Source organism: Hymenobacter sp. HDW8 (assembly GCF_011305775.1).
Taxonomy (GTDB): domain Bacteria; phylum Bacteroidota; class Bacteroidia; order Cytophagales; family Hymenobacteraceae; genus Hymenobacter; species Hymenobacter radiodurans.
On the sequence record NZ_CP049907.1, the window covers coordinates 320,505 to 333,324 of the forward strand.

At 56.4% G+C, this 12,820-nt stretch carries 10 protein-coding genes; 5 read left to right on the forward strand and 5 right to left on the reverse strand.

Going from position 1 to position 12,820, the window contains the following annotated elements:
* Positions 1-11 precede the first annotated feature (11 nt).
* The 3 genes from ccoN to G7064_RS01435 form a co-directional block, all read right to left on the reverse strand.
* The gene (gene ccoN, locus G7064_RS01425; RefSeq protein WP_166072149.1) at positions 12-2,222 is read right to left on the reverse strand and encodes a cytochrome-c oxidase, cbb3-type subunit I; all 2,211 of its coding nucleotides are present in this window, start codon (positions 2,220-2,222) and stop codon (positions 12-14) included.
* 103 nt (positions 2,223-2,325) lie between these two features.
* Positions 2,326-2,475 (reverse strand): cbb3-type cytochrome oxidase assembly protein CcoS, encoded by a 150-nt coding sequence (gene ccoS / locus G7064_RS01430; protein WP_133272948.1) that lies wholly within the window; start codon positions 2,473-2,475, stop codon positions 2,326-2,328.
* A 10-nt stretch (positions 2,476-2,485) separates the two neighbouring features.
* Positions 2,486-4,963: a heavy metal translocating P-type ATPase gene (locus G7064_RS01435; protein WP_166072150.1), complete on the reverse strand. Its 2,478-nt coding sequence runs from the start codon at positions 4,961-4,963 to the stop codon at positions 2,486-2,488.
* 194 nt (positions 4,964-5,157) lie between these two features.
* Between G7064_RS01435 and G7064_RS01440 the strand changes: the two genes are divergently transcribed.
* From G7064_RS01440 to G7064_RS01460, 5 genes are all read left to right on the forward strand, one after another.
* Positions 5,158-5,634 carry a hypothetical protein gene (locus tag G7064_RS01440; RefSeq protein WP_205711156.1) on the forward strand — a complete coding sequence of 159 codons (477 nt, stop codon included), beginning with the start codon at positions 5,158-5,160 and terminating at the stop codon, positions 5,632-5,634.
* 45 nt (positions 5,635-5,679) lie between these two features.
* A complete protein-coding gene (locus G7064_RS01445) occupies positions 5,680-6,066 on the forward strand; it encodes a group III truncated hemoglobin (RefSeq protein ID WP_166072151.1) in 387 nt (128 codons plus the stop codon).
* A 58-nt stretch (positions 6,067-6,124) separates the two neighbouring features.
* Positions 6,125-6,514 (forward strand): cupin domain-containing protein, encoded by a 390-nt coding sequence (locus G7064_RS01450; protein ID WP_240731372.1) that lies wholly within the window; start codon positions 6,125-6,127, stop codon positions 6,512-6,514.
* Positions 6,515-6,766: 252 nt separating this feature from the next.
* The gene (locus tag G7064_RS01455; protein ID WP_166072153.1) at positions 6,767-7,297 is read left to right on the forward strand and encodes a hypothetical protein; all 531 of its coding nucleotides are present in this window, start codon (positions 6,767-6,769) and stop codon (positions 7,295-7,297) included.
* A 144-nt stretch (positions 7,298-7,441) separates the two neighbouring features.
* On the forward strand, positions 7,442-10,294 hold the full coding sequence (locus G7064_RS01460) for a M16 family metallopeptidase (protein WP_166072154.1): 2,853 nt from the start codon (positions 7,442-7,444) through the stop codon (positions 10,292-10,294).
* A 245-nt stretch (positions 10,295-10,539) separates the two neighbouring features.
* Here the strand turns inward: G7064_RS01460 and G7064_RS01465 are convergent, their stop codons facing one another.
* Positions 10,540-11,304: an SGNH/GDSL hydrolase family protein gene (locus tag G7064_RS01465; RefSeq protein ID WP_166072155.1), complete on the reverse strand. Its 765-nt coding sequence runs from the start codon at positions 11,302-11,304 to the stop codon at positions 10,540-10,542.
* 176 nt (positions 11,305-11,480) lie between these two features.
* Positions 11,481-12,737 carry a DUF2264 domain-containing protein gene (locus G7064_RS01470; RefSeq protein WP_166072156.1) on the reverse strand — a complete coding sequence of 419 codons (1,257 nt, stop codon included), beginning with the start codon at positions 12,735-12,737 and terminating at the stop codon, positions 11,481-11,483.
* Positions 12,738-12,820: the final 83 nt, after the last annotated feature.

Below are 12,820 nucleotides of genomic sequence, written 5' to 3' on the forward strand. Positions count from 1 at the left end.
TCTGAACCTGTCTATTGGGCTGAGGCAGCTACCTGCTCGGGCTTCACTTTGATATCGGTGCCGAGGCGCTGGAGGTAGGCAATCAATGCCACGATTTCCTTCTCCGATTTCACCTCTATGTCCTCCTTCTTTAGCTCCTGCACGATGCCTTCGGCCTGGCGGCGCGCATCAGCTACGGCTTGCTTGTCGTAGCCTGCGGGGTAAGGCGTGCCTAGCTGTTGCAGCACCCGGATTTTAGCCGGCAGTGTGGAGTAGTCAATCTCATTTTCGAACATCCAGGGGTAAGGCGGCATGATGGAGCCAGGCGACATGCTGGTGGGGTCCATCATGTGGTTGTAGTGCCAGGAGTGCGGATATTTGCCCCCCAGGCGGTGCAAATCGGGGCCGGTGCGCTTGCTGCCCCACAGGAAGGGCCGGTCGTACACAAACTCACCCGCTTTGCTGTACTCGCCGTAGCGCTCGGTTTCGGAGCGGAAGGGGCGCACCATCTGCGTGTGGCAGTTTGAGCAGCCTTCCTTGATATAGAGGTCACGGCCCTGCAATTCCAGGGAAGTATAAGGCTTCACCGAGGCAATGGTCGGCACGTTGGACTTCACTAGGAATGTAGGCACCATCTCGACGATGCCACCGATCAGGATGGCGACCGTGGCGCCAATAGCCAACTGCAAAGGGCGGCGCTCAATCCAACGGTGCCAGTGGCCGGCGTCGGCGTGCGGATCTTCGCTGGCGGGCAACAGGGCAGGAGCGTGGGCTTTTTCGGAAGCCAGCAACGTACCCGCGTTGGCCGTTTTTATCAGATTATACATCATCAAAAACACGCCGCTCAAGTACAGCACTCCACCGATACCGCGCATGTAGTACATGGGCACAATCTGGAGCACGGTTTCGAGGAAGTTGGGGTATTGCAGCATGCCTTCGGCATTGAACTGCTTCCACATCAACCCTTGGGTAAAGCCGGCCCAGTACATTGGCAGGGCATAAAACAGGATGCCGATGGTGCCCAGCCAGAAGTGGGCATTAGCGAGTTTCTTGGAGTGCAGCTCGGTGCGGTAGAGGCGGGGCCACAGCCAGTAGAGCATGGCGAAGGTGAGGAAGCCGTTCCAGCCGAGGGCGCCAACGTGCACGTGGGCTACTATCCAATCGGTAAAGTGGGCAATGGCATTTACGTTTTTCAACGAGAGCATCGGCCCCTCAAACGTGGCCATACCGTAAGCCGTAATGGCCACTACCATGAACTTCAACACGGGCTCTTCGCGCACTTTATCCCAGGCGCCGCGCAAGGTGAGTAGGCCGTTGATCATGCCGCCCCAGCTGGGCGCAATCAGCATGACGGAGAACGCAACCCCCAGACTTTGGGCCCAGTCGGGCAAAGAGGTATAGAGCAAGTGGTGAGGACCGGCCCAGATGTAAATGAAGATCAGCGACCAGAAGTGAATAATGCTCAGGCGGTAAGAGTAGACCGGCCGGCCAGCTGCCTTAGGCAGGAAGTAGTACATCAAGCCCAGGTAGGGCGTGGTCAGGAAGAAGGCTACCGCGTTGTGGCCGTACCACCACTGCACCAGCGCATCCTGCACCCCGGCGTAGGCCGAGTAGCTTTTCATGAAGCTCACGGGCAACGCCGCCGAGTTGACGATGTGCAGCACGGCCACGGTGAGGAACGTGGCGATGTAGAACCAGATACCCACATATAAGTGCCGCTCACGCCGCTTGGCAATGGTGCCGAACATGTTCCAGCCAAACACCACCCACACCAGCGTAATAGCAATGTCGATGGGCCACTCCAGCTCGGCGTATTCCTTGCTGGTAGTGTAGCCCAAAGGCAAGGAAATCAGGGCGCTAAGAATAATTAATTGCCAACCCCAGAAGTGAATCTGGCTGAGTTTTTTGGAGTACATGGCCGCTTTGCACAGACGCTGCAAAGAGTAGTACACCCCCATAAAAATACCATTGCCGACGAAGGCGAAAATGACGGCGTTGGTGTGCAAGGGCCGGATGCGACCGAACGTCGTGACGGCCGTATTCATGTTGGCTTCAGGCAGCGCCAACTGAAAAGCCGCCAGAATTCCGACGATCATGCCGGCAATTCCCCAAAACACGGTGGCAATGCCGAAGTCGCGAACAATCTTGTTATCGTAGAAAAACTCGTCGACAGCGCGGGATACTCGGGTCTGAACCTGGAGCGGCTCAGCGGTGATAAGGGGCGTAACGGGTGCGACTTCCATAGAGTGAAACAGTAAGTGTTTTTACTGCTTCAAAGGTCATAGCCGGCTCCTTCGCAACGCATGACGGATATCAAGCGCGGGCTTGATTCATATCAATTCAATACTATTTCTCTTCTTCCTCATCGAAGAGCATGCGCACGGACGGCGTGTATTCGTCGTCGTACTGACCGCTGCGCACGGCCCACAAAAAGCCCCCCAGAAACGCCAGCGCCACGAGTAGGCTAATACCAATCAGCAAGAAGATAATAGTCATGTTATGAGGCTTATAAATGGTAACGGTGCGCGGCCCAGCGCACCAGTAGCGTCGATACAATCATCACGCTCAGGGAGCTGATAGGCATTAGAATAGCCGACACAATAGGCGTGAAAAGGCCCTGCACAGCCAGCGCCAGCCCGAAGCCATTGTAGCAAAAGGAAAGCGCAAACGTGACCAAAACCACGCGCAGACAAGCCCGCGAAAAGCCCAAAAAAGTAGCGAGGCGCTGAAACTCGCTGGCATCCAGAATGGCGTCGCAGGCGGGGGAGAAGTTGGTGAGCGTGTCCGTGAGGGCAATGCCGGCGTTGGCGGCGCGCAACGCTCCCGCATCATTCAGCCCGTCGCCTACCATGACCACCGTGTGGCCTTGGGCGCGTTGGGCCGCGATATACGCCAGCTTGTCCGTAGGCGACTGCCGGAAATGCAGCTCGGCATCTTCGCCGAAAAGCGTTTGTAAACGAGTGCGCTCGGCGTCGGTGTCGCCCGACAGCACGGCCAAACGGTAGCGGCGGCTCAACGTAGCGAGCACGCTGGCCAAGGCCGGGCGGTACACATTGTGAAAAGTGAAATAGCCAACCTGCTCCCCATTCAGCGCAATATTGACGCGCGTTTCGGGTGCTTCAGGCGGGGCGATTTGGGCTAGCTGGGGGGCTTTTTTAGCAGAAATAGCTTGTTGTGCGCTGCCTGAAGAAACAACCTGGTTTTCACGCACGAAGGCTACAGAACCTAACCGCACTGTATCCCCTGTTTCGGCCGTAGCGCTGATTCCCAGGCCGGGATGCTCATGGCAAGTACTAAGTGGCAAGGGCTCCGTAGCTAGCTCCTGCGCCAGCCGCTGACTTAAGGGGTGAGTCGATTGTGCGGCAGCCGTGGCAACAAGGCGCTTTTCCGGCCTAGACAGCGGACGGCCGTGATAATGCACCTCCGCCTGGGTAGTGTCGGTGAGGGTGCCAGTTTTGTCAAAAATCAGCGTGTCGGCGCGGCCCAGGGTTTCGATTACGGCAGAATTTTTAAGGTAAAATTTGTGCCGACCCAGCGCCCGCAGCGCGGCCCCAAGGGTAAACGGAGTAGCCAAGGACAGCGCGCACGGACAGGCAATAACCAGCACCGACGTAAAGGCCCGCCACATCATGGACGTGTCGCGCGGCCCCCAGTAGAGCAGCGTGCCCAGGGCCAACAGCAGCGTTATGGCCACAAAATAGCGCCCGACGCGGTTGGCGTAGGTTTCCCAGGTGGCATCATTTTCCTGCTTGGCAAAAGCGGGGTTGTTCCAAAGCTGGGTGAGGTAGCCCTGCGACACATCCCGCACGACTTCCAACTCCAACGCTTCCCCCAACTGCCGACCACCCGCAAACACCAGCTCACCCGAAGCGCGGGCCACCGGCGTGCTCTCACCTGACACGAAGGAATAGTCAATCTGGCCGGCACCGCGCAGCACCACGGCATCGGCGGGCACTACTTCCTGGTGCCGCACCCGAATTCGGTGGCCTACTTTCAACTCCTTGACCGAAATAGACTGGTCGCCTTCCGGCGTCAGCCGCGTCACGGCAACGGGGAAGTAAGAGGTGAAGTCGCGGTCGAAGCGTAGGGCGTCGTAGGTGTGCTGCTGTACCCATTTTCCAATCAGCATAAAGAAGATAAGCCCCGTAAACGAGTCGAAATAGCCGGGCCCCGTGCCGGTGACGACCTCATAAGTGCTGACGCTGAATAATGAGGCTAGCCCCAGACTGATCGGAAAATCGAGATTTATGTAGCGTTGCCGCAGTCCTTGCCAAGCTGAGCTAAAGAAGCCCCGTGCGCTGTACAGCAGCACGGGCAAGGCTAGCAGTAAGCTTAAATAGCCAAAAAACTGCCCAAAACCTGCCTGTAAATCTTCTACGAAAGAGAAGTAGTCGGGGAGGGCCATGAGCATGACGTTGCCGAAGGCAAAAGCTGCCAATCCCAGCTGGTAATAAAGCGTGCGGCCGGTCCGGTGTGGTTGCGCACCAAGTTCGGCCAGCGTAATCTGCGGCTCGTAGCCCACGGAAGCCAATAGCCGTATTACTTCTTTCAGGCTGGTGTCGGCCAGTAAGTAGGTGATGGTGATTTCTTTACGCAGAAACTGCACCCGCGCTTCCACAATGCCAGGGTTCAGGCGGGGCAGATTTTCCAAGAGCCAGATACACGATGTGCAGTGCATTTGGGGCACCTGCAACGTCAGCCGTGCCCGCTCTTCTGACCGAAATGACAGCAGTTGGGCCTGCACGGTTTCGGAGTCGAGGTAATCGAACCGGCCGGGCAGCTCCACTTCTTTTACTTTGAGGCCGGGCTGCTCATCGAGTTTGTAATACGTGCAGAGGTTGTTCGTGTCGAGAAGCTCGTACACGGTGCGGCAGCCGGCGCAGCAAAAGTGCTTATCGGCGAGTAAAAGTGGCTCTGGGGGGCATTTATCGCCACAGTGAGCACAGACAATATGAGTAGCGGGTTGTTCGAGAACGGCAGGCACTGGCAGCTACAATAGGTTCAGCGACAAAGCTCCGCCTCGTGGCCCGCCGGAACGATGACATCAATCAAGCCGCCGCTTGATTGATGTTAGACTTGCCCAAAGGAACTCCTCCGACCTTTGTGCAGTAGCGCGACTGTGGCAGCTCGCGCCTCTATTTTCTAATCGGCTGCGGTGCACGCGGCTCCTACGTTACTATGCGTAAGTTACTTTCTCTCGTGCTTGTTGCCGCCCTGTTTCTGTGGGCTGGTATGGTGGGGGGCATTTCTTTTCTGGAAGCCCCGCTTAAATTCACGGCCCCGCATATCACGTTGCCATTGGGCGTGGGCATAGGCCGCATCGTGTTTCATGCCTTGAACAAGGTGGAAATCGGGCTTTGCGCCCTAGCTGTTGTCAGCGTCTTGTATCTGCGGCCCGACCGGCGCGTGGGAGCGGGGCTGGCGCTACTTAGCTTGGTGCTGCTTCTACAAACCTTCTGGCTGCTGCCGGCGCTGGATGTGCGGGCCGAGGCGCTGCTGAGCGGCAACCCGCCGCAACCCAATTCCCTGCATCTGCTGTATATCGTGGCCGAGGTGGTAAAATTATTGCTGCTCCTAGGCACCGGTGCCCTGGCCTATTTTACCCTCAATCGGCAGACGTTGAATACGCAGCGTCGACGCGTCCAACACGCGTAAAAAAGCCCCTCGCTAGCCATTTTGCGTTTTTTCATTAACTGTTACATGCCTACTTCCCGCCCCGATATTCAAACTGAGGACGACATCAAGCTGTTGGTCGATACCTTCTACAATAAGGTAAATGCGGATGCTTTACTGGCGCCCATCTTTAATGATTTCGCCCACGTTGATTGGCCAGCGCACATGCCGCGCATGTATGATTTCTGGAGTGGCTTGCTGCTGCACACTTCGCGCTACCGCGGGCAGCCTTTTCTCAAGCATATTCCGCTACCCATTGCCGGGGAGCATTTTCAGCGCTGGCTAACGCTATTCCTGGGCACAGTGGAGGAGCTGTTCGCCGGCCCAGTGGCGGAGGAAGCCAAGCTGCGGGCTCAGAATATTGCTCATGTATTTGAGAGCCGCCTGCGTCCCAATCCGCTCTCTATTCTGTAACTTAAACTTCAATACCGCTGTCCTCAGCCTAACAACTGCCACAAAATCCACTCTTTCTATGAGCACCGAAACCACTGCTTCGAAAGCAACAGCAAACGCTGCCTTCGATAGTCCCGCACAGGTAATGGATCTGGAGCATGCGATAGTGCAGGCCAAGCAAACCCAGAGCTGGACATCCAGCGACCGGCACGCCGTTACGCTTTTCAAGTCGGAGAGCCTGCGCTTAGTATTGTTAGGGCTGCACAAAGGGGCCGAACTAAAAACGCATACTGCTCCCGGCATAATCACCGTGCAGGTGCTCGAAGGCCAAATTACTTTCCGCACCGCTCAGCAGTCATTTATCCTAACAGCCGGCCAGCTACTGATGTTGCCCGCCGGTGTTCCGCATAGCGTGTACGCCCACCAGGATTCCTTTTTCCTGCTGACCGTGGCAGTAACGGCAGCTTAGGGAATAAAGATTACATGACTTTACGTGGTCTGTTTTCGCGACTCTATAGAACATTTGGCAGCAATAATTTTGGCCTATATAACTCTATATAACATCCGCTAACACTGGCGTATCAGACTGAATTGGGAGTAAGCGGTAATCTGCTTTTCAATCGTTGCAAGCTTTATATAAAAAGCAGAATTGTTGGAGCAGTGCCTTAACGCTTACATTCAGCCCTGTAAAGTCACCTCCAACGGCCCAAGCAACCAATCCATGACTAAGGAAGACTTTGCTTATCATCTGGAGTTAGCTACGAAAAGTGCGTTGGTCTTTACTCGGACCGTGTGCTGGAATCGCTTAGCAGATACGGTGGATTTCGTGATTCGGCCCGATACAATGACCGAGGATGCCTACTATCTCAGTCCTCTCGAGTTGGCGCGGTTTCAGAAACGGAAACTAGAAATTGGCCGACGATTATCGGCCTCGGAGGTAGTGGAGCGATTGTGGGTGGAACAACATGTGCCCGTGTATATCGACCTGTCTGTTTACTTGGCCCGAGCCAGGAAGACAACGCTTGAACTATGCATTGACCGACGGTTACGTCAACGGGCCGGTGATATCTATCACCAACAGGAGGGGTATCCACCCTTTCATGTCGTTGTACCCGTTCCCCCATATGTGTTGGGGCAAGGCTCGTTCCACAGCAATTGGCAACGGTGGCCTTGGCGAATTAAGTTGTTCTTATGGCAACGGTGGTGGGGAATGCGCTATCGCTGGACGGGTAAGTTACCCACCATTAAGTAAGAAGACTGCCATCGCTACCCCAACTCCACTGTCGCCCCGCTGCTGAACGTCACCCTCAAGAAGGAATGGCTGCCATCCTGTTCGCCACTGGGATAAAACCACTAATATTACTGTTCTTATCTCAACGGTAATTTACTCCGGACGATGCGTCAGACTACTACCCTTGCGGCCTTGCTGCTCACGGCTGCCTCACTTGCGGCTACTTCCTCCTGCAAAACAGCCCAGAAGCCTTCGGCTACCAAGACAAGTTCGTTTTCCTTGCCTTACGAAAAGTTTGTGCTGGCCAATGGCCTCGAGGTGGTGCTGCACGAAGACCACTCAGATCCTATCGTGGCTGTGGCCACGATTATGCACGTGGGCTCCAACCGTGAAAAGCCCGGAAAAACTGGCTTTGCTCACTTTTTTGAGCATATGTCCTTCAATGACTCGGAAAATGCGCCGGTGGGTGCCAATCGCAAGCTCATAGAGGAGTGGGGTGGGCAGCGCAACGGCAGTACCTGGAACGACGGCACGCAGTACTACGAAGTGGTACCGAAGGACGCGTTCGACAAAATCATGTGGATTGACTCCGACCGGCTCGGCTACATGATTAAGACGGTGACCGCTGAGGCTTTGGCCCGCGAAATTCAGGTAGTGAAAAACGAAAAGCGCCAGAACTACGACAACGTAGCCTATGGCTTTACCAACGAAGTACTGCGCAAAAATCTGTATCCGGCCGACCATCCCTACAACTGGACCGTGATTGGCTCGCTGCCCGATTTGCAGGCCGCCACCCTGGCCGATGTACAGGAGTTTTACCATCAGTACTACGGCCCTAACAACGCTACCCTGGTTATTTCCGGCGACATTAACATTGCCGAAACAAAGGCCAAAGTGGAGCGCTGGTTTGGCGAGATTAAAAAAGGACCGGAGGTAAAGCCCCTGGGACCCAGACCCGTCACCCTGACTGAGGTAAAGTCGCTGTATCTGGAAGATAACTTTGCCCGTCTGCCCCAACTGCAGATGGTATTTCCCAGCATCCACGAGTACCACCGCGACACTTACGCCCTGGATGTGCTGAGCCAGTTGCTGGCCGGCAACCGCAATTCGCCCCTCTACAAGGTGATTGTGGAAGAGCAGAAGCTGGCGCCCAATGTGAATACTTATCAATACAGCAGTGAGCTGGCGGGCGAATTTATCCTTCAGGTGCGGGCAAACCCGAACACCAGCCTGCAGCAGGTTCACAGTGCCATTCAGGAGGGTTTGCAGCGTTTTGAAACGCAGGGCTTTTCGGATACGGAGCTCCAGCGCATCCGGGCCAAAATTGAAACCGACTTGTATTCCGGCGTGGAGTCGGTACTGAGCAAAGCCCTGCAGATGGGCCGCGACAACGAGTTTGCCGGCGACCCGGCCTACCTGACCAAGGCCGCGAAACTAGCCCAGGCTGTTACCCGCGAAGACGTGATGCGGGTGTATAACCAGTACCTGAAAGGCAAGCCCTATGTGATGACCAGTGTAGTGCCCAAAGGCCAGCAAAATCTCGTGGTGCCGGGCGCGCAACTCGCGACGGTGTATCAGGAAAAGGTGATAGCTGGCGTCCAGAATGAGGATGTAGGACAGGGTAAGGAGGCCGAGTTTGAGAAAACCGTGACTAAAAATGACCGTTCTGAACCGCCTTTCCTCGAAACGCCTCTCTTCAAGGTGCCCACCATCTGGAACACCTCGCTGGCCAATGGTCTGAAAGTATACGGCATCGATAATCGTGAAATCCCGCTCGTTTCATTTGATGTTACCATTCCCGGCGGCCATACTCTGGATCCTCTGGCTAAGGCCGGCACGGCATCTTTAATGGCCCAGCTACTGATGCAGGGCACGGCCCAGAAAACCCCAGCCCAGCTAGAGGAGGCTATTGACTTGTTGGGGGCCACCATTTCGGTGAACAGTACCAACGAAGAAATCCGGGTGCAGGCCCGCTGCCTAGCTCGCAACTTTGCGCCTACCCTGGCTCTGGTGCAGGAAATGCTACTACAGCCGCGCTGGGATGTGGCCGAGTTTACTCGCCTGAAACGCTCATTGGCTACCAGCCTGAAAGGTCAGGAAGCTAATCCAGCGGCCGTGGCAAGCCAGAATTTCTTTAAACTGCTTTATGGCCCGAACCACATTCTAAGTACCCCGGCCAGTGGTACGCTGGAGACAACTGCCGGCATTACTCTGGACGACCTGAAAGCGTACTACAACACGAATATCTCGCCTTCCGGAGCAGCCGTGCACGTAGTGGGCGCCATCGACCAGAACACAGTAGCCACCGCGCTGAAGCCGCTGGAAATCAGCTGGGCCGCTAAAACGGTGAGTATGCCCTCGCAGACTATCCCTGCCCAAACCCTGGGGGGCAATGTTTATTTCATTGATGTGCCCGATGCCAAGCAATCGGTGCTCTACATCGGGAAGCTGGCGCTGGCCGGCACTGACCCCGACATGAGTAAAGCCACTTTTGCCAATACCCTGCTGGGCGCCGGCACCAGCGGGCGCCTGGGCCAGCTGCTGCGCATTCAGAAAGGCTACACCTACGGCGCCAATTCCACGGTGCAGGAGCTAAAGGAGGTGGCACCCTTCGTAGTGACGACGAGCGTACGCGCCAATGCCACCGGAGCCTCGCTGCAGCTTATTCGAGAGCTACTAACCAACTACGGCCCTACTTTTAGCCCAGCCGACGCGGAGACGGCCAAAAGCAAAATTATGAAGAGCAACACGCTGGTGTATGAAAGTCAGGGCGCCAAGCTGGGCATCCTGCGCCGCATCAGCAAATTCAATAAGCCGTCGAAGTTTATTGAGGACGACCAGCAGCTGCTAATGCAGATGGGGGTGGCTGATTTTAAGGCCACCATCGGTAAGTACATGCCCGAAAAAGAGATGGTGTACGTCGTGGTGGGCGATAAAGCAACGCAGCTGGAGGAGGTAAAGAAGTTTGCCAATGGGAGGGTAACCCTGCTGGATGCGACGGGTAAGCTGGTAAAGTAGTCTTCGGTTTCGGCTGAATAACGGGCCTGGCTAGCATTGGGGAAGTGGTATCCGGGTCAATTCTTACTTCGGCAGGAGCGAGTAGCATCCCCAACAAGTAGCTAAGTACCCTGCGTTATTGAGACGTCTGCTTGTGAAGCGCTGACTGATAAGAACGCTACTCTGCATTACCAGGATGAGCTTGCCCTTGAACGCTCTTTACGTGCTTGAGAAAGAGAGGGCTTGCCCTTGGCCAAAGCCCGCCGTCAGCGAGATGAACTTCCCAATAATGCATGCTGGGTCGGCGGCGGGCCCAGCAGCGCCGGTGCTTGCAAGGCCTGGTACCAGCGCGCGGCCATCTTAGCTTCGCCCTGGGCATTAGGGTGCAACCCGTCGTGCAGGTCTACACCCGCTTCCTGACTGAAACCCGAGTTGTGGTCCACAACCACCACAAGGGATTGGGTGCTCGTTTTCACGCGGGCCAGGGCAGGTAGCAGTGCGTTTAGGGCCGTAATCTTTGGGTTAAGGTCTGCATAGGGCGGCGCACTCGGGATTAACTGCGCCAGTAGCACTTTCACTCGGGGATTTCCCCTCCGTAGCTCGTCGATGATGCGGCCGAGGTTGTCTCGGATATCCTCAACTGGTTGCTTGGCAAAGCAGTCATTCGTGCCCGCGTGCAGTAGCACAATGTCGGGTTGGTGATCGAGAGCCCACTGCCGGCTTTCCGCCAGCAGCATGGCCGTGGTCCAGCCCCACTGTCCCTGATGGTCCCAATCAAAATCGAAGTTTGGGGCCAACCCGCCTTTGTTGAGTATACGCCCGCCCACGAAGTTTACCGCATACGGCACCTGCTGCAGCGAGTGCCATAAGGGGCGACGGTAGCTATTGTAGATGCGGTTGCCGTGGGTGATGGAGTCCCCCAAGGGCATAATCTTGATCGGTGCCTTGCCTTGGAAGGAGACCATAACCCACATGGCCAGCAGAAAGACAAGGAGTAGGAGGAAGGGACGAAAGCTACGGATTGCCCGCATGACAGGAGAAGCAGAGAAGGCCACGAAGCCGCGAAGGTATACGCTCGGCTGTAGAACTGTCTGGTTTTGGCACCCGGTTCTGCCTGGAGTCACCAACGCGGGAAGCCGATTTAGGCTCTGTGTGGCATGCGTCGGCATCCATTCCCCGCGCAAATAGTAACGACTCCATTGCCTATCTATAGGGCATGATCGGGTTTTACATCCTGACCTGACCAGATTTGGCGGGCCGTCCAGTCCTGGGGCGCACTGGCCCAGAACGCGGCCGTGGTGGGCAGCCCAAGCGGCAAAAACGCGGTGGTACACAGGTAAAGACTACCAGTAGAAATGTACCGTTCGCCAATGCTTGGCTGGTGGCCACACAACCCAATCTGTAGCCATCCTTTTGCGTCGAAAGTCCCCCGCGGCTCGAGAGTGCGTCGGATCACTGCCGTCAGGGCGCTGCGCACTTGGCCGGGGGGCAAATCTGGCGGCAGCTGCTGCTGTAGCGCTACATGAGCCAGGTGCTGGAAGGCGCCGCAGCGGTACGCCAGAGAGCGGCCAAAGGCGGCAAAGGAACCATCGGGCCCAATTAAGCGCTCCTGTACGACAGCGTAGCGCTGCGCGCGCGCCTGCAGCTGCCTCAAAAGATCCGGGCTTTCTTTGCCGGCGGCAACGAGGGTGCTAACTATCTCCAGCAGCATGGGCTGAATGACATAGCTGTTGTAGTAGTCCCAGTGAAAGTCTGGGCCGTCGCCGTAAGTCCCATCTCCCTTGTACCAGGTCTGATGCTCCTTGATGGCATAATCCATACGCATCAAATCGCCGTTGCCCGTAAACTTCAACAGCGCTGCTTCAATAATGGCGCTGAACAGCAACCAGTTGCTGTATACGGGCTTGATAACCCGGGTACTCTGCAAGGCCTGCACCAGCTGCTGCTGCGTGGTGGGGGGCAATTTTTCCCACAGTTGGGTAGGAGCCCGCAATAAGCCGTGCGCCAGAAAAGCCGCATCAACCACTGGCTGGCCACCCTGCGTGAAATTCAAAAAATCGCTTGACTCGGGGTTCGTAGCATGACCGATTGCCTGCCGAGCCATCTCGGCATAGCGCTGCTGCCGGTCCTGTTCGGCTCGCGGTACCTCTGTTATTTCCAACCAGGGGGCGAGGCCGGCCAGAGTGCGGCCCAGCGCCTCCAAGTGAGACACCTCGCGCCGCCCTTCCTGCTGCCCGGGCGCCGCCTCGATCGGCATCAGGACCTTCAACTGGCCTCGCGCCCCCGCCGCCAGCACGGGCTCCACTAGGCGCAGGAGTGTGTCCAGCCAATAAGCACGGTCGGTGGCTTTCCCGACGGGTAGTAATGCTGCCCCCTTAGGCGCGGGGCCGCTACTTGCCCAAGCCGGGAGCGTACAGGCCGAGAGGCCCGTGAGGGTGCTGGCAACAAAAGCACGTCGTTTCATGCAGTCAGGTAAGAGGCAACGCAAATATGGACGCCAGTGGGAGCTGAAGGCGAATGACTTCGGAGCCAGTCAGCAGGAAGACG